Origin of the sequence: Bradyrhizobium sp. CCGUVB14, from assembly GCF_024199935.1 — a bacterium.
Taxonomy (GTDB): domain Bacteria; phylum Pseudomonadota; class Alphaproteobacteria; order Rhizobiales; family Xanthobacteraceae; genus Bradyrhizobium.
The window spans coordinates 2239440-2262153 of record NZ_JANADS010000001.1; the positions used below are offsets into that span (position 1 = coordinate 2239440).

The following is a 22714-nucleotide window of genomic DNA, read 5'->3' on the forward strand; positions in this document are numbered from 1 at the left end:
GGAATCGCCTGATGTGTCTCGCCATACCCGCTAAGGTCATGACGCTTCTCACTGAGGATATGGCCGTGGTTTCCATCGATGGCGTCAGCAAGGAGATATCCGTAGCGCTGATCGAGGATATCGCCATCGGCGACTACGTGATCATCCACGTCGGCTACGCTCTGGCCAAGATCGATCCGCAGGAGGCGAGGCGCACGCTCGAGCTCTTACGCGAGCTCAACATCGAAGGGCAGCGAGCCTCGCAATGAAATATGCCGACGAATTTCGCGACAAGGTCACTGCGCTGGGGCTGGCAAAGACGATCCGCGCCGCGGCCGATCCGGAAAGATCCTATCGCTTCATGGAATTCTGCGGCGGCCATACGCACGTGATCTCGCGCTATGGCCTTGAGGACATCCTGCCGAGCAATGTGCGGATGATCCACGGCCCCGGCTGCCCGGTCTGCGTGCTGCCGGCCGGGCGAATCGATATGGCGATCCGGCTCGCCGAGCGGCCCGATGTCATCCTGTGCGTCTATGGCGACCTGATGCGTGTGCCGGCTTCGCAAGGTGCTTCGCTGCTCAAAGCAAAGGCCGGCGGTGCCGATATCCGCATGGTCTATTCCACCATCGATACGATCCGGATCGCAGAGGAGAGCCCCGCCCGCGAGGTCGTGTTCTTCGCCATCGGCTTTGAGACCACGGCGGCGCCGACGGCCGTCATGGTACGTCTGGCCGAAAAAAAGCAGCTTTCGAATTTCAGCGTATTCTGCAACCACGTGCTGACGCCGCCGGCGATGCAGAACATTCTGGAGAGCGCCGACATCGGCAATATCGGCCATGTCGAGATCGACGGTCTCGTCGGGCCGGGCCATGTCTCGACCATCATCGGCACGGCGCCTTATGAGTTTGTCGCGGAGGAGTTCGGCAAGCCGGTCGTGATCGCCGGTTTCGAGCCACTCGACATGATGCAGGCTATCCTGATGCTGGTCCGGCAAGTCAACGAGCATCGCCATGAAGTGGAAAACCAGTATCGCCGCGCGGTGACCCGCGACGGCAATCCGCGTGCCAAAGACGAGATTTCTGACGTTTTCGAGCTGCGAGATCGATTCGAATGGCGTGGTCTCGGTGAAATCCCCTACAGCGGGCTGAAGCTGAAGCGCGCTCACGGCATACACGACGCAGAGCTGCGCTTCGAGATGCGCGAGCTAAGCGTTGCAGACAATCGGGCCTGTGAGTGCGGCGCCATCTTGCGCGGGGTAAAGAAGCCGGTGGATTGCAGGCTTTTCGGGACCGTCTGCACGCCAGAAATGCCGGTGGGGTCCTGCATGGTCTCCTCAGAAGGCGCCTGCGCCGCGCATTGGACCTATCGCCGCTTCCGGGATCAACAGCAAAGGGGTGCGTCATGAGAGGCCATCAACGCAAGCTCGACATCCGGAATGGCTGCATCGACCTGTCTCACGGCTCCGGCGGCCGTGCGACGGCGCAGCTGATTTCGGGGCTGTTCCACGAGGCCTTCGGCAATGAATGGCTGGCGCGCGGCAATGATCAGTCGGCCTTCGACGTCGGCGCCGGTCGTATGGTGATGACGAGCGATAGCTACGTCGTCTCGCCATTGTTCTTCCCGGGCGGGAATATCGGTTCGTTGGCCGTGCACGGCACGGTCAACGACATCGCAATGGCCGGGGCGAGGCCGCTTTACCTGTCAGCGAGCTTCATCATCGAGGAGGGGTTTCCCTTCTGCGACCTCAAGAGAATCGCCGATTCCATGGGCGAAGCGGCGCGATTGGCCGGCGTCCACATCATCACGGGCGACACCAAGGTGGTCGAGCGCGGCAAGGCCGACGGTCTCTTCATCTCGACAGCCGGCGTCGGTATGGTACCCGACGGGCTCAATCTCTCCGCAGAGAACGCGTGCGTCGGAGACCGCGTTTTGATCTCGGGCACGCTCGGTGATCATGGCATCGCCATCATGTCCATGCGGCAGAACATCGCCTTCGAAACCGAGATCGCGTCCGATTCGGCGGCGCTGCACGATCTCGTCCAGAAGATGGTTCAGGCCGGAGCCCACGGCATTCGCCTGATGCGTGACCCCACCCGCGGCGGGCTTGCCGCGACCCTGAACGAGATCGCCCAGCAATCCGACCTCGGCTTCCGCTTGCAGGAAGAGGAAATCCCGGTGAAACCGGGCGTGGCGGCGGCCTGCGCGCTCCTGGGACTCGATCCGCTTCATGTCGCCAATGAAGGCAAGCTGGTTGCGATCGTGTCGCCCGATGTCGCCAATGCCGTACTCGCTGCTATGCAGGCGCATCCGCTCGGCTGCGATGCCGCCGACATCGGCGAGGCGATCGCCGACGTCCGTCATTTCGTACAGATGATCACCCGTTTTGGCGGCGGCAGCATCGTCGACTGGCTATCGGGCGAACAACTGCCGCGGATCTGCTGAGGATGAGGCATGCAGGATAGGACTATGGCACGCGGCATGGACTCGGTCGGGTGCGGCACGAAAGCATCTTGGCGGCGGCCCTTTACCACTAACATGATTGCAAATACCACAATGAGAAGCAGAAGCTTACGCATTCGACGAAGTTATTCCGGAACTTGTATCGCAATTGTGAAGCTCATCCATCATGAGCTGAAGGGGACTAAATAATATTGTGGCGCACAAAAGGACTCGGTGGCTCGTTGAACAGCTCCTAAGTTAGCGATTTCTTTGCTCACGCCGCAAGTCGCCTAGCCATACGCAGATCGCGCTGGAAAACTGTGCTTGAGCCCGGAAACAGCAGGATTATTGCGTCGAATTCGAATAATTATTGTGGTTTCAGGCCGTCACCGGACACTTTTCCCCTTGCTGCCATCGAGGGCTGTATGATGGAGAGCCATGACCTTGTTTCCGCTAGCCTACTGGCGCTGACTGCGACGGGCCTCGCGCTGCTCTGCTCGAGCCTGCTCGCCTTCGCCTTCATTTGAAGTCAACTTAGCGTTCGCGCCTCGCGGCTTAAGGTTGGCCCGGCAACGATGGCCAACTCTCAGAATCAAGAAAGCGCAAATTGGATCCACGGCGAACCGCGCGATCTCTGCCGGCGTGGATTTGCGCAGTCGCAGGGCTTCGTTTCATGGCCTGTGTCGCCTGCACGAACCCACCGGTGCTCTCGTAGGCCGCATGCTGGAATCGGGCGCTTCTGACGAGATCGACGATAGTCTTGCCGGTGAATAGATGCGGACAGGGACATTCTCGATCGTGTGGTGTTCGAGGCCCATGTCGAACACTTTGGGTCCAAAGCGGATGATTTCAATTCTGGGACCCTCGATCGGCCGCCATTCACGCGCCTTCAGGACGGCTTCCAGGACATCCTCGTCCGACGCGGGTGCCAAACCGAACGCGGTCTCCCTTGGATACGCACAAAGCCCGTCCAAAAACTTCCTGAGTGTGCAGCTCTCAACCAATTCCCTCAAGGTGCCGGTCGATCGATCTCGACCTGCGGGCCAAATCCGCCCGTCGATAGGCGTACCCCGGCTTCAAATGCCGTTTAAGTTCCTCGCGTGGCGGGCCGCGCGCTTCAGCAAGACGTTCGGCCCCGGCCGCTCATCGCCCGCGCCATGGACGAGGGTCCGCTCCTCCGAGAGACTGCCCCGCGGCTTCCAATGCAAGCCTTACAGCCGTTGAATCCGGGCTGGAGCGGGACAGTCCGCGCTGCCGCCGAGAGTCTAGTCGCGATCGCCCCTTAGCAATACCTTGCGGACGTGGGCTAGCGAGGCATTGCAGCGGCAACCTCAGGCGTGGGCCGATCTCTGCAAAGCCAGCTTTGAAGTACAATGCCAAGCTGGAGTTGCGGCTCCACATCGGCTGCCTGGGCGCCGCCAATTCAAGTTGACCCCAGGCCTTTACCCTCCCCAGGCCTACGGCAGCCTCAATGAGACGCATTGCAACCCCTGACGATCGCTGGTCCGGCACGACGTAGAGTTCGGTGATCGTAGCGTACCTTCCGCGCGCGAAAAGAGCCGCGCTTTCCGACAACATGATGACGCCGACCGGGCGATCCTCGGCAAAAGCTAGGAACCCATAGATACGCTCTTCAATAGCAAGGAGTTCGGCGACAAGCTGGGTATCTGGTCCGGCTTGTACCTGGCCGCCCCCAAGTTCGGCGGCTAGCGCAGCAACCATGTGGGTCACTGTTGGGGCGTCATCGACAGACACTTCGCGCGTCGTTACCATAGTGATCCTCCTCCGAGCTCAAGCGACATGGCATCCGATCAAGCGGCAGCATCGCGACCAGCGTGGTCACCAGCGCGACGGCAAACGATGTTCCACGCGCCACTCGACTGTCGAAGGCCAGCGCAGCAAACAGCAGTGTCGCGCCTTGAGCGAAGTTCAGGACACCGGAAGGCCTTGTAAATCAGCAAAAACTGACGGTGATCAGCAAGTGTATTCCCCCGGAAAGCAGCGCGAGAGCTATTAACCGACATCGTTGTCCAGTGGCTAAATCCTCTCAGACAATCTTCGAATGCGCGAGTCCAAGACGAACTCTTTTTGATAGGGCGAAGATAACCAGACCTTTGTATTTTCCCAGGAGACGTATTGATCCTTGCTCGCCGCGCACCTGCTTTGGGCGTCCGCCGCCTCATGCGCCCGCCGCGCGCCACCCGTCGTAAGCTTCGCTCATTGCTTCTTCTCACCTTAGCTGACGAGGCGGCCTGCCTCATTCATCGTCCAGTTCACCAGCGGTCTTCCAAATTTGAAATCCACTCGTTTTAGATCGGCCACCGATAGGCCGGTGTAAGGCGATATTGCTTCTTGAACGCGCACCGCCTGTCGAATTTGTTCAACTGTCGCTGGGAGGCGCTCGGCGAGCTCAGGCTCGGCGATCAACTGTCGCAACTGAAGTCCGCGCTGGACACGCAAGCGCAAAATTCTCCTGCCACAATGCCAATCTCCAATTCCAATTGTAGCTAGTTGTGCAAGTCGATGCGTGCAAGCAATCCTCGGTCCAGGATCGCGATTTCGCGTTGAGTACTGCCGATGAACTCAAGAATGCCTGCTTTGTGCAGCTGAGACACCGCGCGCGATACCGTTTCGAGCGTCAAGCCAAGGTAATCAGCGATATCGCGGCGGGACATCGGCAGCGAGATTTTGCCGGCGGCGGTCAGACGCTCGTCCATTTCCAACAAAAACGCAGCAACCTTCTCAAGTGACGTTTTGCGTCCCGGTAGCAACATGTGGTCTTCTGCGTGCTGTAGGTTGCTAGTCGTCAGACCAAGTAGGTCGCGCGACACGAGGGTATCTTTCTCGGCCACCAGCTCGAGGCTTTGTCGTTTCATCAGGCGAAGAGTGGTCTCAACAACGGCTTCAGTTGTAAAGCGGTGCGTTCCACCGTTTTCGAGCCCGAAAATATCGCCAACCAAATGAAATGCACCGATCTGACGGCGACCATCGGAGAGCAGTTTGTAACTCCGCACCGCACCTCGTGTTACGAGATAGACGTACTTGGCGGGTTCCTTTTCACCGTAGATTTCTTTCCCTTTTTTGTACGTGTATTCGCCTAGATTGACGATCGGGTTTGAGCTGCTCGCCAAGCGGAAGTGTTTGAGTGAGTTTGGACGAGACGTTTGATCTGTCGTGATGCGAACAAACATCGGCATACTCCTAGATCAAATCCCAACTCGAACAAAAACTGTTGCGAGACAGAGTGCAGTGGTCGCCGGCACGTCCAGCAGCGTTCAGCGACTCTAATGACGACATTAGTCTCCACAAGAATGGCAAGGCCGTCAACCTCGCGTTTTGAACCGAGCCAGACGCAATCTGACGATAATTCATTGGTGGTTAGTAGCTTGCCGCCTGGCATCGACTCCAAGCTCCACGGACGGTCGTGAGATCTGGCAAAAAAGGCTACACCAACGATTTCCGGCGTCCTGAATCTGCTTAAGGGTGAAATGCGTCGCCGCTCTGCAATAACTCGCCGTATCTCGACTTAACCGGAGTTTCGGTCCTGTGAATGCGCGCGAAGCATCGTTGAGGTGCATCAACAGAAGATTTGGTCGGCGATGCTACCGAGTTCGTCTTCAAATGATGGAGGCTGAAACGCAATTCCGTGTACGATCAATTCGCCGTGTGGCCGTTCTTGGCTTGATACCGATCTCTGCAGAGGCCGCTTCAGAGTGTCCGGTCACCGGCGTCCAGTCGAGTTAGGGTGTGAATTCAAGCGGCTACTTCAGTGTCTCGGCGTTCGGCAAGTGGCACATGGCTATTGCCGCTCAAGGTGGACGCAGTGATTGCCGCTTCCACCATCTCGCAAAAGCCCGCACATGGGACGCTAAAGCTGATGTATCGACATACACTTACACGGCCAAGGCAGGTTACAAGGGCAGCGATGCGTTTGCAGTCAGCTTTACGGGAAAAGGGGCCCTCGGGTTCTGGAGAGTCAGTAATCACAATGAACGCGACAGTTCAGTGACACGTGTGCCGTAGTCGGCTTGGTGATGGGCCTGCGGGCCGGGCCTAACGTCGGGAGTGCCCTTGCTCCCGGAGTTGCTCAAAGGCTGGCGATGAAGCAAGAGCACTGCCGTCTGCACATTCTCTGCCGATCAAGATTCGGCGGGCAGGAAAGATGTTCCGGTCAAGATCGCATCGCCCATTGGCGAAAGACGCGGATTCCTGACCTCGCGGTCACTGCCCAAGCCCCGAATTGCCCTAATCAGTAAGGGAAGCAGCGAAACATGCTCCCCATGAACGCCGTGATCGAAGCCGCACACACACCTGTGCTCAGTGTCACGCGCGCGACGTCACCGTCATCGCCCGGGCCAAGTCACTCGTCCTCAATCTGTGCCACGTAGTTGGCGTTATTTTTACTGCGTCATGGGCGTCGACGTCGGTTCGATGCTGCGCCGACGCCACAGCACGGACATCGCGGTAAGGTTTTGACAAGCGCGCGGATCAATCGGGCGCGCATGGTGGAGATCGAGTTCGGGATGTGGCGTTCAGGCCGCACGTGCGGAGCCTCTGGGTCGATAATCGTCGGGTAAGCGAGGTACCGGGACCGGCGTGGCGGAACGAGGTCCTGAGGGGGGAATCGTCGCCTGCTCGGCGATCAGGAAGCCGTAAGCTGCGATGCACAGAGTTGCGTGATGATGGAAGCCGCGCCAGCCGCGTCCCTCGTAGTGACCGAGCCCGACCTCTTGCTTGAGTTCCTGATAGTCACGCTCGATGCGCCAGCGTAGCTTGGCGAGGTCGACGAGCCGCTCGAAGCTGATGGTCTCCGGCATCGTGGCGAGCCAGTATTTGGTGGGCTCTGGTTCACCCTCCGGCCATTCGATCAGCAGCCACTCCGGCGACAGCTTCTCGGGGATCAGTTTGTTGTACCCGACCCGGACACGCACACGTGCGAATCGCGAGGATAGCTAGTCGGCCGAGCCTTCCCGCCACGTCACCGTACGCCAGGCCTGCTTCGGCAGACCGAGCGCCACTTTTTTGGCCGAGACCAGTTCGGGCTCGTCGCGGCGGCCGGTGTTGTTCATCGGCTTGTCCATCCGCCGTGGGCTGCTGCCAGGGCCCCACACCAAGATGGTCGGCACGATTCCGACCACGTAAGGCACGCCCAATTCCGTCATGCCCGCACGCAGACGCGCGTCCCTGCCGTAGGCCGCATCCATCAACGCGACGCCGCGTGGTAGACCGCTCTCGCAGGCCCAGCGGATTTGCTCCAGCGCGATCTGCAGCTTGGTCTTGAACTTGATCTCTTTCGGCACGCCTGCCTTCTTCCGCCGCACGCGATCCTTCGTCCAAGCGTCCGGCAGGTACAGCCGATAGGTCACCGGAAGGCTGGCGGCATGATTGGCAACCGACAGCGACACCGCGACCTGGCAGACCGTATGTTCGTTGTCCGAGAGGTGGCTCGTCCGCAATATGCGATGAGCGAGGGTTGCGCCGGCGCCGAGCCTCTCACATAGGAGGACGAGCTGTGCGGCAGGATAGCAAAATCTACGTGGGACTGGATACGTCGAAGCTGAAGATCTCGGTAGCCGTAGCCGAGGCGGGGCGCGATGGCGACGTGCGCTTCATCGGCGAGATCGACAGCACGCCTGATGCGGTGGAGCGATTGATAACGAAGCTCGCCAAAAGGCACCGGGGCCTCGCCTTTTGCTACGAAGCCGGCCCGACCGGCTACGGTCTCCATCGTCAGATCACACGGCTTGGTCACGACTGCATCGTGGTTGCACCATCACTGATCCCGAAGCGGCCTGGAGAACGGGTCAAGACCAATCGCCGTGATGCGCTGACCCTGGCCAAGCTGCATCGTGCAGGAGAGCTGACCGCGGTCTGGGTACCGGATCCGGAGCACGAGGCGGTGCGAGAACTGGTACGTGCCCGGGAAGCCGCGATGGAAGATCTGCGGCGGGCCCGTCAACGCTTGCAGTCCTTCCTGCTCCGTCACGGCCGGGTCTTCACCGGCCGTCAAGCGTGGACCAAGGCGCATACACGATGGCTGTGCGAGCAACGCTTCGAGCATCCGGCGCAGTATCTCGTGCTGGCCGAGTATCGCCAAGCGATCGAGGCCGCCGAGATCCGTCTCAAGCGTCTGGACGACCAGGTTGCCGAGGCGGTGAGTACATGGTCCATGGCTCCAGTGATCGCCGCCTACCAAGCGCTACGCGGCGTCGCCTTCCTGACCGCGGTCACCTTCGTCACCGAAATCGGCGACGTGCGCCGCTTCGACAGCCCGCGCCAACTGATGGCGTATCTTGGCCTGGTGCCCTGCGAAAACTCCACGGGAGAACGCATCCGGCGGGGCAGCATCACCAAAGCTGGTAATGGCCGGGCGCGCCGCGTGCTCATTGAGGGCGCCTGGACCTACCGCTTCCCCGCCCGGATGAGCCGCCTACTGCAGGAGCGGCAGGCCGGCCTGACGAAAGCGGTGTGCGACATCGCCTGGAAAGCCCAAGTCAGACTCTGCGCTCGCTATCGCAAGCTGATGGCACGCGGCAAACGCCAGGCAGTCGTCACCGTGGCCATCGCCCGGGAAATGGCCGCCTTCCTTTGGGCAATCGGCCAAGAGGTGGAGCCGCACGGCGCAACCTGATCGCTTGCTGAATTAGCTACGCTTCCTTCCACCTCAACACAGGAGAACTCTCAGGAGCGACATCATTGTTGCGCATCGCTGGAGGCAGGGCCCCGGTTGGGGAACTCTCGCACGAATTGTGTGGCCGACATTGTCGATGCCCGCTGGCAGATCGAGACAGCCCCGGACGAACAAACGGAAATGCGGTATCCAACCCGCGTATCAGAGTCTACAAACCGTCGTCTCAGCGGCTCTGCCTCCTGCGCTGCGTAACAATCATCCAATTGACAACTCCGGCACAAACGGAGGTCGCACCCTCATGCCGATAACCCTGGACAACGAACATCAGAATTGGCCTGCTTGCCGAGCTGCCCGCAATATTGGTGGTGCACGCCGACCGAATGCCTGCCTTGCTTGGGGAACGAGGTGTCATCGATGATCCACGCCTCGATCGGTCCGCTCTTCTCGATCGCTGGCAGCACCATCTCGCGCACCTTGGCCAGCACCTCCTCGTCCGACCAGGCCGCGTTGCCGACAAAATGCAGCAGTGATTGGTGCTGTGCTGCCGTCCGCGCCGGAGCCGTCCGCGCCGCCATCGGCTCGACGCTCTTGCGGTCACCCGGCAGCATCAAGCCGGTGCAATAATCACGCAGTGGCCTGATCCGCACTGCCTGACCGATCACCCTTCCAAGCCCCGCTACATACGCCGCAAACCGTGCCTCGCTGCCTTCACCCTGATTGAGATCCATCTGGCCCCCCTCGTGCCAAACTGTGAATCTCTTCAAATATTTGATTCTCCGCCCCCGCGGGCGCGACCGAATGACTCAGTAAAATTATTCCAGGCTACGAACAGTGTTGACGTCCCGATGGATGTAGCGTCCGCGTCAATTTGGTTGGGTACCCGCCTTGAACATATAGATGCAAAGGCTGGCGATAGGATCGAGGGCGTCCACCGTCGCATGCTGACGCAGAATGCGGACCGTTCGCGCTGATCGAGCGATTCCATGAGTTCGTGCTGTGCTGTGGCGGCCGGTGCTGGCGCGCGCGGGCAACTCGTCACCGGCCAGGTCGGTGGAGAGAGCATATCGTGGTCGATCGGCATCAAGCGCGGAATTGGCCGGTAGAAGCGAACGACGATCTACTTCCGCTTAGGAGTTGCCGGTTTGAAGAGCAGGCAGCTTTTTGGACGTCCCGTTTCCGTGTGATCATCAGGTGTGAGAAAATCAACCCGTAAACCGCCAGTGGCCGAATAGCTTGTCGCCCGACGACCATCGACGACATTGGATACGGGGCGAAAGCTCTTGTTGATCTGTTTGAGGACGTCCAGCACGGGAGTGGTGCGGTCGCCGACTGAGACGGAGACGTTGGTGAATTGGGCGATGTCCATGGTAATCGTGCCGGCAGACGGCAAGCGGAGGCCAAGCATCGCGGCGTAGGTCTGGCAATAGTCCCGACAAGTACGCCGCGAAGACGAAAGACGCCAGCGCGAGCGAAAGCTGCAATGATCTCGCCGATCTCGGTGACAGGACGAGGTAGGCCCAGCGAGCGGACAAGGGTGGAGACAAGCGCTCGACGCTCGCGCTCGTCTTCGCGAATTTCCTTGTGGCGCTCGATTTTTTCCAACAGTTCGGGCGTCTCGGGTCCGACATAGCGTTGGGACCGCTCGGCGCCCGTGCCGGTTTGAAAATACCAGTACTTTCGCTGCTTGACAGTCTTGGAGGTAAATGCGCCGTCTTCCGCGAACGCTTCCTGGAAGGCGGCGTTGGCAGTGCGCTCGAGAAGCTCGGCATAGGTCGTCTGGGAAACCAAGGAAGGGGCCGGCATAGGTCGTTTCCAGATTTATACTCACTTTGCAAGATGAGTATAAATCCCGTTAACCCGGCTCCAAGGGGTAGAATCGGGCGCGCCAGCCCCATCATTGGAATGCTTGTCCTATCTCGTCTGCCTTTTGTTCCATGCCTGCCTCTATCGCGCTCTTGTCCGCATACCGCGGCAACAGCGAACAGGCGAGCCTTGCCAGGCGGCGGCGGGAGTGGGCGGTTCGTGGCCACGACCCAAACCCGCCAATTCCTGGCCGATCCGGACGTCCGTTTTGTGATGGAGTTGCTGGACTACGCTCAGTTCCGTTCGTTGATGAGGCGCTGAAGAGCCATTCTCCGTTCACAAAAGACAGGCTGGTAGGCCGCGCTAGAGGTTTACTGGTAAGGCGACAAGGTCGCCGAAGGTACGTCGAAGCCGTTGATGCAGCCGGAGGGCCGGGCGGTCCGCTCGGCGTTCGACGGCTTTCTGAAGTGGCTGGAGCGTATTGAGGTCCTGATCGGCAACGATGTCATCAGCGTCGGCGGCTTTGGCGAGCTGCTTTCCTACGGGTTGGTGTTGCTCACCGAGATACCCGGAAACGAAGACAAGATAGTTCACCTCGGAGATGCGGAGCGGCAGGCGGTTTGGGATTATATCCGGGGATACGAGTACAACTTAATTGTGCGGCTGTTTGCTCGCTACGGCCGTGCCGGCCCGGTCGGCATCAAGAGCTTCAAACCCCGGCCGGCGACGGCGAGCACCGTCAAATAGGCTCACCGTTCACGGGGGCGCAAGTTGGCTTTCAGTTTCTGGGTCCGCCTCGTTTACCCGAATAGAGTCGGTTCGTTGTCTGATAGGGTTTCGGCAGAAGTGTCTCAGTGTTGAACGAGCACGATTGGTGTGAAGCTGACGTGCAGGCCATCTAGGCCAAGCATTCTGACAACGGCAGTTCTCTAATAATCTCAATGCGCCAAAAGCGCTGAATATGTCAGAACGGGCCTTAAAAAAACTACGGCATTTCGAGACTCGCAAGCTTGCCCGCTTCGTATTTACTCAAAAAATCTTCAATCGCCAGCTTGCGGAAATCCGGCAGCGCAGCGTGCAGACTTTTGTGATCCCAGTCCCACCACGCAAGCCTGGCGAGCCGCCCGGCGATATCGTCCGAGAACCGCCGCCTGACGGTGCGAGCCGGATTGCCTGCGACGATTGTGTAGGCCGGCACATCCTTGGTAACGATTGCACCGCCCGCAACCACGGCACCAGTGCCGATGTTGCGGCCTGGAAGTACGATTGCGCCGTGACCGATCCAGACGTCGTGACCGATCTGCACCTGATGCTGTCTCCGCCAATCGAAGAATTCTGCCTCGTCACTCTCGTTCGGAAAATAGGCGCTTGCCCGATAGGTGAAATGCGACTGGCTCGCTCGGTGCATCGGATGGTTGCCGGGGTTGATTCGGGTCATTGCCGCAATTGAGCAAAATTTTCCTATGCTTGTGTAGGTGATCTGGGAATCGTTTTCGACGTAGGAGTAATTGCCCATCGTCGCTTCTCGCGGGATCGTACGCGCGCCGACCTCACAGTATGCGCCGAGTTCTGTATCGTGCAGCTGCGCAGCCGGATGGACGGTCGGTTGGACCGAGAGGGGTTTGGCGGCCATGGTGGCTCTGCAAATTAAGAGGTAGGCACTCGTCTCGAATGGATTGACACCGGTGAGCCGCAGCATCGCCGGACGGCAGGCTCGGCGCCGGCAAGATTTCAGTCCGTCTCGAAGACGCTGTTGGCGAGGAGTTCGGCCGGATTGCGTTCCGCCACGATCTGTCCCTTCTGGACGACCAGCGCTCGAGCAACCAGCGAGGCGACGAAACTGAGATCCTGATCGGCAATGATTATGGCCGTGTTTTCCAACCGGTGAATTGACGATAGGCATTCGGCGATTTCGTCGGTCACTGAGGGCTGAATGCCCTCTGTCAGTTCATCGAGCAGAAGAAGCCGCGGCGAGCGAACCATGGCGCGCGCAAGCGCCAGCAACTGCCGTTCGCCTCCACTCAAAGCACCGCTGGGGCGCGCGAGAAGCTTTTCGAGCCTAGGAAAGAGACGCAATATTTCGTCAATCGGCTTTGCCTTGCCGGCGCCGGGCATCATGCCCGCGAGCAACAGATTCTCCTTGACGGTCAGGCCCGGAAAGCCCGCGCCGCCTTGCGGCGTGTAACTAAAGCCGAGACGACTGCGTTGATGGGCAGGCAGAGCTTCGATGGCAACACCGTCCAGCATGATGCGGCCGCCTTCGACCGGCAACAGCCCCATGACGGTCTTAAGCAAGGTGGTCTTGCCCATACCATTGATACCGATGATCCCGAGAATCTCATGAGCGCCGAGATCGAAGCTCAAGCTGCGCAGTACCTGTGTATTGCCGTAGCCGGAGACCAAGCGTTCAGCTTTCAGCATGAATGGCCTCCTTCTTGCGGCCGAGATAGATGTCTCGAACGGTCTCGTTCGCCTCGATTTTGTCCATGGTGTCCTCCACCAACACTTTCCCCCTGTGCAAGACAGTAACCCTCTGTGCGAGGCGGGCGATGAACTCGAGGTCGTGCTCGACCACGATCACCGTGGCACGGGCATTGAGGCGCTTGATGATGTCGACGGTCTTCAACATCTCGTCGCGGGTCATGCCGGCGGTCGGTTCGTCAAGCAGCGCGAGACGGGGATCGCTCGCGAGCAGCATGCCGAGTTCGCACCATTGGCGATGAGCGTGCGACAGTGTGACCGCCGGCTGGTGAGCGAGACGATCGTCGAATCCGATCTCGTCCAGCACCAGGTCAACGACCTTGTCCAGCTCACGCTTTGCGAGGCGTCTTCGCAGGGCGGCGAGCCGGATATTTTCGCGAACGTCAAGGTTGGCGTAGATGCTCGGGATCTGGTTCTTGATGGCAATCCCTAAGCGGGCAATACGATGGGTCGGCAGCCCCTGCAGGTCGTGGCCCTCGAAGAGAACGTGGCCACTGGTCGGCTGATGCTGATGGGTGAGGCATTTGAAGAGTGTGCTCTTGCCAGCACCGTTCGGACCTATGAGGCAGCGGATTTCGCCGGCGGTCACGACGAGGTCGACGCCGTCAACAGCGGCAACCCCGCCGAACCGTTTAACCAAACCCCGCGTTGCGAGAATCGGTGAGCCGCTCATGCCGGTTTCTCCTTCCGCCGCAAGATACCGAAACGGTTCGGGAATCTCAGGTTCGACAGCTTAAAGATCATCGGCAGCAGACCTTGCGGCGCAAGCAGCACGAACACGATGATCGTCGCGCCGAAAATCAGCTCCGTATTGAAGATCTGGTCGGCTCCGAGCTGGCTGCTGAGAAGCTGGAAGCCGAAGCTTGCCACCACGGGTCCGACAAAGGTCCCAAGTCCCCCGGCAATCACCCACAGAACGAATTGCGAGGCTTGCGGAAGATCGAAGACATTCGGGCTGACAAAACCCATCACCGCCGTGTAAAGCGCTCCACCGAGCCCTGCGATGGCAGCACTCACGGCAAAGCCAACGAGCTTGTAGGAGCGAATGTCGTAGCCAAGGAGCTCGCTCCGCAACTCACTTTCGCGAATCGCCGTCATGATACGCCCGGCATCGCTCGAACGCAGGAACGAGAGCAGGATGTAAGCGCCTGCAAGCGCGAGCAAACAGATTGAGAACGTTGCGTCGGTGGATAGAAATGCCTGCGGATCACCTGGCATATTGAGCGAGGGTACTGCCGTGATGCCATTGAAGCCGCCGAGCGGCACCGGACCGACGTGAAACCAGGGGTCCGCGGTCGACGTCATGAAGGAATAGAAGATCAGCGTCACGCAGAGCGTAATGACGCCGAGATACACGTCACCCAGACGGCTGAAGAACAGGAAATAGCCAAGGATGAGCGAGAATACGACCGGCAATACGGTCCCGATCAGCACGGCAAGAGTACTATCGCCGAGATTGGAGACCGCGATGGCATAGGCATAGGCACCAAGACCGAAGAAGACCGAATGTCCGAGGTTCAGGATCCCGAGTGTCCCCCAGACGAAGGCAAGCCCAAGTGCTGCGATCGCCATGGCCGAAAAGGCCGACAGATTGAGGAGGTCGAATGGCTCAAGAACAAACGGCCCAAGGGCCGCGAACAGGACGAGAGCGGCTGGAAACAGAGCATGTTTAAGTTGGCGCACCATGACTTTATCGCCCTCCGGTCCACAGGCTGGAGACGCCCGTCGGAAACAGGCGCAGGATGACCACGGCCAAAAGCAACAGCGAGGCCTGGCCGACGACTGGGGTCGCGAAATAGGACAGCAGCGCCTCAGCCGGCCCAAGGATCGTTGCGGCAGACAGGAACCCCGTAATCAAGGCGCCACCACCGCTGATCACCGTGACGAAGGCGCGGGCGACATAGGCCGCCCCCATATGAGGAAGCACACCGGATATCGGCGCCAGCAGTGCACCGGCCAAGCCACTGATTGCTGCCCCGATGATAAAAGTGGCCGCATAAACGCGATCACAATCGACCCCGATGGTCGCGGCCATCTCCGAATTCTGCATCGCCGCCCGCGCGATCAGCCCGTATTTCGTCCGGTGCAATGCTAACAGTGAGCCCACGACCAGCAGGGCTGTGATGACGATCAGGAACAACTGGTAAGCGCCGATAGAGTAGGCCCCGATCGGAATATTGCCGAGCGGAGCGCTCACGCCCATCGTGGTGTTACCGAAGATGGCCGTCACAGCGCCAATCAGGAACAGGCTTAGCCCCCAGGTCGCCAGCATCGTCGTCACCAGATGACCGTAGAGTCGGCGAACGATGAGGCGCTCCACGACCGCGCCGATCAGGGCAACGAACATCGGCGCCACAACCAGCATGGAGAGCCAAAGATTGATGCCGGCATGATTGGCGATCACGGTGGCGTAGCCGCCGAGCATGATGAACTCGCCGTGAGCAAAGTTGATGACGCGCATCATGCCGAAAATGACGGCAAGCCCCAGGCTGATCAGGGCGAGAAGCGCGATGGAATTGATTACCGCGAAGCACAATATGATGTATTGGTCCATGATCTAATCCCGACCTGCGAAAAACGGGGACCGGCAACGGGCTGCGGCGCCGCAAGAGGCGCGGCGCCGGCGAGCCCTACCACCAAGATCTACGGCATCAGGAAATCGGTCTGGTTCGGATTGGTGAAGACATTGCACTTGCCGTCATAAGTATCCGGCGCAATCTGCTCCTTCTTCTCGATCAGGCTCCAGACGCGGTTCTTAACCTTGATGATGTGAACGTCTTGCGTCGTGTTGTGGGTGGGGCCATCCGTGGTCATGACCCCAGCAGGTCCTTCCCAGCGAATGCCGCTTTCGAGGGCGGCGAGAACCGCTTCCCGCTCGAAGCTGCCTGCACGTTTGACGGCTTCAGCCCAAAGCATGACACCGCTGTAGCCTCCGAACACTTCGCCGTTGATATAGGGGTGGTTCTTGCCGGCCACGGCTTCGACCTTGGCCAGGAACTCCTTATTCTTTGGTGTGTCGAGCTCCTGGAAGTAGTTGTAGGCAACGATCACGCCGTCGGTTTCCTCGGGAGCAAGAACCTCGTGCTCGTTGCCAGCGGCAAACACGATCGAGATGATCGGAATCTTGTTCAGCATTCCGGCCGCTGCCCACTGCCGGTAGAACGCCATGGCTGGACCGCCAACGAGGCAGGAATGGAGGATATCCGGCTTGGCCGCCTGAATCTTTGCGATAGCCGAGGTGAAGTCCGTAACGTCGAGAGGATAGTAGTCATCGGCTACCACCTCGCCACCTACGCGCTTGGCCATTACGTGGTTCCAGATGCCGAAATTGCGGGGTGCGTTATAGTCTGAGGCGATGTAGTAGAGTTTCTTGCCGAGATTCTTGAATGACCATTCGAGTAGCGGCACAACCTGCTGGTTGCCACCCGTGTTGACGCAGAACGTGTTCTTCTCGCAAAGCCCGCCTTCATAGAAGGAGCCGTAAATGAAGGGGATCTTGTACTTGCGCAGGACCGGGCGCGTGGCCTCGCGCGCAGCGCCGCTCAGCGCACCCTGCACCATGACGACCTTGTCGTTCAGCGCCGCCCTCTGCGCATATTGCGGGTATTTGTTGATATCGGACTGGCCGTCATAGACCTTGAGCTCGACCTTCTTGCCGAGCAGACCGCCGGCGGCATTGATCTCCTCGACGGCGACTTTCATGCACAGATTCGACGGCACGCCATAGATATCAAGAGCTCCCGACAAGTCGTGCAATGAGGCGATCGCGACCGTATCCGCCGCGGCCAGGGCGCGGGTGGACGACGAGCCGGCGATCACCGCGGCGGAGAGCGCTGCGGACGAGCCGAGAAAATTGCGACGGGACAAGTTCATAACAATGTTTCCTTTGAGCTCTGAGGAGAAGAGAAGCCAAGATAATGTGAAGAGAAGAGCATGTCGGATCGACGCGACGTGTCGTCGTCGATCATTCAGGCCAGCAAGCAAGAACTCCCTGCCGGCGCCTAAGTGCGCATCTAAGGCATCAGGAAATTGACCTGTTTGGGATTAGTGAACACGTTGCACTTGCCGCCATAGGTGTCCGGCGCAATCTGCTCCTTCTTCTGGATGAGGCTCCACACGCGGTTCTTGACGGTGATGATGTGGACGTCTTGCGTGGTGTTATGGGTGGGACCATCCGTGGTCATGACACCGGCCGGCCCCTCCCACCGGATGCCGCTTTCGAACGCCGCCGTAACCGCGTCCCGCTCGAAGCTGCCGGCGCGCTTGACGGCTTCCGCCCAGAGCATGACACCGCTATAGCCGCCGAAAGCATCGCCGTTGATGTACGGACGGGACCCGCCGACGGAGGCGTCGACCCTGGCCAGGAATTCCTTGTTTTTCGGTGTGTCGAGTTCCTGGAAGTAGTTGTAAGCGACGATCACACCATCGCTTTCCTCCGGGGCAAGAACTTCGTGCTCATTGCCCGCGCCGAAGACGATTGAGATGATCGGGATCTTCTTCAGCATTCCGGCGGCCGCCCACTGGCGATAGAAGGCCATGGCCGGCCCTCCCACGAGACAGGAATGCACGATGTCGGGCTTTGCCGCCTGGATTCTTGCGATGGCCGAGGTGAAATCCGTGACATCCAGGGGATAGTAGTCGTCGGCTACGACCTCGCCGCCTTCGCGTTTGGCAACCACATGATTCCAGATGCCGAAATTGCGCGGCGCGTTATAATCCGACGCGATATAGTAGAGCTTCTTGCCGAGATTATTGAACGACCATTCGAGCAGCGGAACGACCTGTTGGTTGCCGCCAGTGTTCACGCAAAAGGAATTCTTCTCGCAGAGGCCGCCTTCGTAGAGCGAACCATAAAAGAATGGCACCTTGTAACGGCGCATGACCGGTCGCGTCGCCTCTCGTGCGGCGCCGACCATGGCGCCCTGAAGCATAACACAGCGATCGTTCAATACTGCCTTTTGCGCGTACTGGGGGTTCTTGTTGATGTCAGACTGTGTGTCGTAGATCTTGAGATCGACTTTTTTACCGAGGAGACCACCGGCCGCATTGATCTGCTCGACAGCGACCTTCATGCACAAATGCGACGGAGCGCCATAGATGTCGAATGGTCCGGACAGATCATGCAGCGAGGCAATCGCGACAGTGTCTGCTGCGGCCCAAGCGAGGTCCGCAAATGAGCCGACCACGGAGGCAGCCGAGACCGCTGCGGAAGACTGAAGAAACGCGCGGCGTGACAAAGGCATGTGAATGCTCCTTGGAGCTTGAAAATGAGAGCCCAATGGTGCGAACGACCGCCTCCGTCGGGGCCAAACGACGGACGGGCAGGCTTGATGCTCTTCGGCGAGGAGTGGCTTTCGCCGAAGGCAGAATCAGGGTTGGGCTTGCCGTGCCATCGGCACGACTTGACGCTCGACAGGCAGGTCGGGCTCGTACAGGTACTTTGCGCTTCCATCGAGAAAGTCGTGGGTGTGGATCACGACGGCGTCCGGGTTCAGGAATGCGATTGCATAGGCCGGTGGCTCCATGCTGCAGGGAATCCCTCGCTTGTGGCTGAAGTCGAGCCACAATTGATGATTGAGTCCGCGCAAAGTGGAAAACGGAATGTTCTGCCAGCTTCCGGTAATCGGGCGATGCACATGCCCGAAGAACAGATGGCGGATAGCATGACCGTCCAAAATCCGTCCGAACGCCGCGCCATCATCAAGCATGATGTCGTCGGCCGGCCGGAAATGAACCGACAGCGGCGGATGGTGCATGAACAGATAGACCGGCTTGCCCTGCGCCTCGTCCAGGCGTGCGCGCAGCCATGCCTGGCGCTGTTCACAATAGAGGCCCGCATGGCTGTCGGAGCGCTTGGTATCGAGGAAGAGAAAGCGCCCCGCTGACGTGTCGAGCACCGATTGAACAAAACCGTGATCATCCACGGGAGCTTCGGGAAACACGCTACGGAAATTGCCGCGATCGTCATGATTACCCATCAGAAGCCGCACCGGCATCGGCAGGACCTCAAGCGCTTCCCGCAGGCGAATATAAGCGCTCCGTTCGCCATGGTGGGCGAGATCGCCCGTGATCACGCAAAGCTCTGCATCTGCATGGTGCCTGGCGACATCGGCAAGGCAGGCCTTCAGGCGTTCGCCCGGGTCATTGTCGAAGAGACGATCGCCAGGTGGAACGAGGTGAAGGTCTGTGATTTGGATCATTTTCATTGCGGTGTTTGCCAGCGGCTTTGCGCCTTCACGAGGCAATGGCTTGCCTGGAGCGCGTTGAGTTCGCGTTCCAGAGCCGGCGGGATGCAATCTCGGCGCCTTGCACAAGCGACTCGAGTTTGCGCCAGGCAATGTCCGGGTCGACGGTGTGAAAGGTCGCAAAGCTCGCGAAGCCGCAGTCCGTTCCAGCGATTACGCGCTCGCGGCCGACCAGATTGGCGTATTGCTCGATGCGCTGAGCGACGACTTCGGGATGCTCAATGTAGTTCGTGCAGGTATCGATAACGCCTGGCACGATAACCTTATCATCGGGAAGTCGCGTTTCCTTGAACAGGCTCCATTCATGCGAGTGGCGCGGATTCGCCGCCTCCAGCAGAAGCGCCATTGGCCGCGCCTTGATGATGATGTCGAAGATCTCGTGGAGATCGATGTCGTGGTGGTGCGGCGACTCATAATTGCCCCAGCATAGATGCAGGCGCATCCGATCGGCGGGAATGTCGCGCAGAGAATGATTGAGCACTTCGACGTGAAGAGCGATTTCCTTGCGGAACTCCGCCACATCCATTGGTTTGGCCCGAAAATGGCGGCCGAGCGCCAGATCCGGACAATCAATCTGCAGGAGCAAGCCTGATGCAGCGACGGCATCGTATTCATGCTTTATCGCATCGCCTAGCGCATAGAGGTAGGCTTCCTGCGATGGATAATATTTGTTGGGCATGTAGTGTGCCATGATCCCCGGAGACGAGGCGTTCATGAACGCTTCCTCGACAGAAACCGTGTTGAGTGCCGCCTTGAGATTGGCGATATCCGTCGCCACCGCCGCCTCTCCCTGGTACTCGAGAGGCCCCACGCAAGCGGGAGTCTTGATATCGAGATTGACCCGCTTTGCGAAATTCGAGAATTCGGCCAGTTCGGACAAGGCAAGCGGCTGATCAATGCCCGTCAAGCCTGTCATACGCTCGCGCGCATAGGTCGAATAGGCATATTTGCTCATCTCGCCATCATCGACAACCGTTAGGTCAAGATTCGCCTGCTTTTTTACGATGTCGGCGACCGCTGAACTGATGCTGGCCGCCAGCAAGGGACCGCGATCAGCGCCCAGTCCCCCCTTTTCTTTCGCCAGCAGCATCTCCTCCAATAGGGGCGGTCGCGGCAAGCTGCCGACATGCGTCGTAAGGATTCGATCGGTGCTTACTTTCATTCGTCTCTCCTGTAAATTTTGGCGAACTCGGCCGACGGCCCTCTATCAGCGCTTCTGCGGCGCGAGGAGCACCTCCTTCACTGATGATTTCATTGGGCGTGAGCGATGCGCTCCCTGTTTGCGAGCCGAGAGCGCATAGCGGCTTGTCGTCTGCTTCCGGAGAAGAGGCGTAGCAAGTGTTGTTGACGCGTAAATGTCTTGATATTAGCCTTGCTAATAGAAGAAGTACTGCTTCTATTGAATAAGCTGGCTTCCAAATCGGCTCAGTATTGCCACTGCCGCCTTTATCCTGCGCGACGAGCCTGTTGATCGCAGTCAATTATCCCGGACCGTGCCACCGTTCCCGGTAAGAAAATTCAACGAGCAGCTTTAATTGTCGGTACGTTCCGTTTCAAAGTGTTTGCAGTTGGCACTATCTCTTTGAGATGTTTCTCTCGCGCAGAGGAGTTGCTGCGAAGCTGAGGTTCTTTGGCTTGCCTAGACCTGAGACTAGCGAACAAGGCTCCAAGCTCTGCTTGGAGAAGCAGCAGAAGTTTGACTTTTCGTATACCGTGTGATGTTCATTCCCGAGTACCACAAGAAAACTGTGCGGCGACCTGAGGCAACATCTCGGAAAGTTGTTTCGTCGATTCGTGATGCAGAAGCAGAGCTCGATTGAGGAAGGGTTATGAGAACCTTCTGGGAGCCGGGAATACGTTGTTTTGACCGTCGGCCCAGACGAATCCGTGGGTAGAGAATGAATCCGGAAGCAAGAGGCCGAAGATCCGCACCTTTATCCGCTGTTCATGTGGCACTGATTCCACCTTTGGGTGTCCTCATCGATTGTGCCCGCACTGGCGATGCCAACGTGGAGGTTGATCCGCCCAACGGTTTTTGGTTCTGCCAGAGACAACGGACGATGCGCGAAAAGCCCTTGACCCCGCTTGGGAATGCGAATCCACCACAATGGGATGAGCAGGCTTCAACAGCATGAAAATCAGTTCTCATCAGACTGCTGCTTTTACAGAGGTCTTCAGGCGGAGAAGCGTTTCTGAAGCTGCAACCGTCCTCGGTGTCACCCAGTCGGCCGTCACCCAGCATCTTGCCAAGCTCGAGCAACATATGGGGACGACACTCTTCATTCGGCATCGCACCGGGCTCGTACCTACAAAGCCCGCTCAGGAACTGTTCGCGCTAACTGATCGCGTTCGGGTTCTAGAGCAACTGGTCGCGGAGAAGATCAATGCCTACAGTGATCTATCCGCCGGCCATCTAACGGTGATCGCGAACGCGCCTTGTCCGGCGATGCCGATTATTTCCGAATTCAACCGGCGTTTTCCGACAGTGAGGATTACGTTTTCACTGGTGCCCTGGGAGCTTGCTAAGCAGCGACTTGAAGCGCGTGATGTCGACATTGCTATCATCACCGAACCTGATGACCTTGCCAGCCTATTCCACGTGGAGCTAAGCAAAACTCGGCTTATGGCGCTCGTGCGGCGCGAGCATCGGCTCGCCTGCAGACCGACACTCAGTCTGGCTGAACTTGCACAAGAAAGGATCATTCTAACCGAGGATGGTTCTCTAACACTACGAGAAGTGGAAAAGGCGTGTCTTGAGAAGAGTATAAATATGCCGAATGTTATTAAGATGGCGACTTATCCCGTTCTAAAGGAAGCGGTTCTGCACGGAATCGGGGTAGGTATTCTTCTTCAAGACAGCGTTTTTCCAGCAGAGGAGCTCGTGTACAAATCTGTCGATGAATTCTGCAGTGATTTCAAAACGTATATCGTCACGACATCGGATAAAAGACGCTTACGGTGCGTAGAGTCATTCTTTGAAACGGTTCAGATGTCTATAGAGAATCAACGAAGTAATCGCCATGCCGAGACAGATTAGAAGTCCTATCGCAGCCGCCTTGCGCGGACTGAAGGAACATCGTTCGAGGTAGTTGCTACACGACGGGGCCTGTTGGAATACGCCCTTGGATGGTGA

The 22714-nt window shown here is 58.7% G+C and carries 19 protein-coding genes and 2 pseudogenes; 6 read left to right on the plus strand and 15 right to left on the minus strand.

From position 1 onward, the window contains the following. Positions 1-11: 11 nt before the first annotated feature. From NLM32_RS10375 to hypE, 3 genes are read left to right on the plus strand one after another with little or no spacing between them, the layout of a single operon-like run. On the plus strand, positions 12-248 hold the full coding sequence (locus NLM32_RS10375; protein ID WP_254128906.1) for a HypC/HybG/HupF family hydrogenase formation chaperone: 237 nt from the start codon (positions 12-14) through the stop codon (positions 246-248). Next, the gene (hypD, locus tag NLM32_RS10380; protein WP_254128907.1) at positions 245-1387 is read left to right on the plus strand and encodes a hydrogenase formation protein HypD; all 1143 of its coding nucleotides are present in this window, start codon (positions 245-247) and stop codon (positions 1385-1387) included. The genes NLM32_RS10375 and hypD overlap by 4 nt, the downstream gene beginning before the upstream one ends. Beyond that, on the plus strand, positions 1384-2424 hold the full coding sequence (hypE, locus tag NLM32_RS10385) for a hydrogenase expression/formation protein HypE (RefSeq protein ID WP_254128908.1): 1041 nt from the start codon (positions 1384-1386) through the stop codon (positions 2422-2424). The genes hypD and hypE overlap by 4 nt, the downstream gene beginning before the upstream one ends. A gap of 1140 nt (positions 2425-3564) precedes the next feature. On the opposite strand, the gene NLM32_RS10390 is transcribed toward hypE, so the two are convergent. The 4 genes and pseudogenes from NLM32_RS10390 to NLM32_RS10405 all read right to left on the minus strand — a co-directional run. Next, on the minus strand, positions 3565-4194 hold the full coding sequence (locus tag NLM32_RS10390) for a GNAT family N-acetyltransferase (protein WP_309144839.1): 630 nt from the start codon (positions 4192-4194) through the stop codon (positions 3565-3567). 462 nt (positions 4195-4656) lie between these two features. Further along, on the minus strand, positions 4657-4881 hold the full coding sequence (locus NLM32_RS10395) for a hypothetical protein (RefSeq protein WP_254128909.1): 225 nt from the start codon (positions 4879-4881) through the stop codon (positions 4657-4659). A gap of 47 nt (positions 4882-4928) precedes the next feature. After that, a complete protein-coding gene (locus NLM32_RS10400; protein WP_254128910.1) occupies positions 4929-5612 on the minus strand; it encodes a helix-turn-helix domain-containing protein in 684 nt (227 codons plus the stop codon). 1341 nt (positions 5613-6953) lie between these two features. After that, positions 6954-7838, minus strand: a pseudogene (locus NLM32_RS10405) (IS701 family transposase); the annotation flags it as partial. A 95-nt stretch (positions 7839-7933) separates the two neighbouring features. Here NLM32_RS10405 and NLM32_RS10410 point away from each other — a divergent pair. Then, positions 7934-9052 (plus strand): IS110 family transposase, encoded by a 1119-nt coding sequence (locus NLM32_RS10410; protein ID WP_254128911.1) that lies wholly within the window; start codon positions 7934-7936, stop codon positions 9050-9052. Positions 9053-9372: 320 nt separating this feature from the next. On the opposite strand, the pseudogene NLM32_RS10415 reads toward NLM32_RS10410, so the two are convergent. Together NLM32_RS10415 and NLM32_RS45795 are read right to left on the minus strand one after the other, a co-directional pair. Next, positions 9373-9780 (minus strand): annotated as a pseudogene (locus NLM32_RS10415) (transposase); the annotation flags it as partial. Positions 9781-10169: 389 nt separating this feature from the next. After that, the gene (locus NLM32_RS45795) at positions 10170-10880 is read right to left on the minus strand and encodes a GSU2403 family nucleotidyltransferase fold protein (RefSeq protein ID WP_309144840.1); all 711 of its coding nucleotides are present in this window, start codon (positions 10878-10880) and stop codon (positions 10170-10172) included. Positions 10881-11272: 392 nt separating this feature from the next. Here NLM32_RS45795 and NLM32_RS10425 point away from each other — a divergent pair, with 392 nt between their 5' ends. Beyond that, the gene (locus NLM32_RS10425) at positions 11273-11602 is read left to right on the plus strand and encodes a hypothetical protein (protein ID WP_254128913.1); all 330 of its coding nucleotides are present in this window, start codon (positions 11273-11275) and stop codon (positions 11600-11602) included. Between the two features lie 238 nt (positions 11603-11840). Here the strand turns inward: NLM32_RS10425 and NLM32_RS10430 are convergent, their stop codons facing one another. The 9 genes from NLM32_RS10430 to NLM32_RS10470 form a co-directional block, all read right to left on the minus strand. Then, the gene (locus NLM32_RS10430) at positions 11841-12488 is read right to left on the minus strand and encodes a chloramphenicol acetyltransferase (RefSeq protein ID WP_254128914.1); all 648 of its coding nucleotides are present in this window, start codon (positions 12486-12488) and stop codon (positions 11841-11843) included. Between the two features lie 98 nt (positions 12489-12586). Further along, entirely contained in the window at positions 12587-13276 is a 690-nt protein-coding gene (locus tag NLM32_RS10435) for an ABC transporter ATP-binding protein (RefSeq protein WP_254128915.1), read from the minus strand. Next, positions 13263-14009 carry an ABC transporter ATP-binding protein gene (locus tag NLM32_RS10440; RefSeq protein ID WP_254128916.1) on the minus strand — a complete coding sequence of 249 codons (747 nt, stop codon included), beginning with the start codon at positions 14007-14009 and terminating at the stop codon, positions 13263-13265. Before NLM32_RS10440 ends, NLM32_RS10435 begins: the two co-directional genes overlap by 14 nt. After that, positions 14006-15022: a branched-chain amino acid ABC transporter permease gene (locus tag NLM32_RS10445; RefSeq protein WP_254128917.1), complete on the minus strand. Its 1017-nt coding sequence runs from the start codon at positions 15020-15022 to the stop codon at positions 14006-14008. Before NLM32_RS10445 ends, NLM32_RS10440 begins: the two co-directional genes overlap by 4 nt. A gap of 4 nt (positions 15023-15026) precedes the next feature. Further along, entirely contained in the window at positions 15027-15890 is an 864-nt protein-coding gene (locus tag NLM32_RS10450) for a branched-chain amino acid ABC transporter permease (RefSeq protein ID WP_254128918.1), read from the minus strand. An 89-nt stretch (positions 15891-15979) separates the two neighbouring features. Continuing rightward, the gene (locus tag NLM32_RS10455; RefSeq protein ID WP_254128919.1) at positions 15980-17320 is read right to left on the minus strand and encodes an ABC transporter substrate-binding protein; all 1341 of its coding nucleotides are present in this window, start codon (positions 17318-17320) and stop codon (positions 15980-15982) included. A 29-nt stretch (positions 17321-17349) separates the two neighbouring features. Next, positions 17350-18579 (minus strand): ABC transporter substrate-binding protein, encoded by a 1230-nt coding sequence (locus NLM32_RS10460; RefSeq protein WP_254135280.1) that lies wholly within the window; start codon positions 18577-18579, stop codon positions 17350-17352. Positions 18580-18705: 126 nt separating this feature from the next. Beyond that, a complete protein-coding gene (locus NLM32_RS10465) occupies positions 18706-19542 on the minus strand; it encodes a phosphodiesterase (RefSeq protein ID WP_254128920.1) in 837 nt (278 codons plus the stop codon). Positions 19543-19570: 28 nt separating this feature from the next. Continuing rightward, entirely contained in the window at positions 19571-20743 is a 1173-nt protein-coding gene (locus tag NLM32_RS10470) for a cobalamin-independent methionine synthase II family protein (protein ID WP_254128921.1), read from the minus strand. A gap of 969 nt (positions 20744-21712) precedes the next feature. Between NLM32_RS10470 and NLM32_RS10475 the strand changes: the two genes are divergently transcribed. Then, positions 21713-22618 carry a LysR family transcriptional regulator gene (locus tag NLM32_RS10475; RefSeq protein ID WP_254128922.1) on the plus strand — a complete coding sequence of 302 codons (906 nt, stop codon included), beginning with the start codon at positions 21713-21715 and terminating at the stop codon, positions 22616-22618. Positions 22619-22714 lie beyond the last annotated feature (96 nt).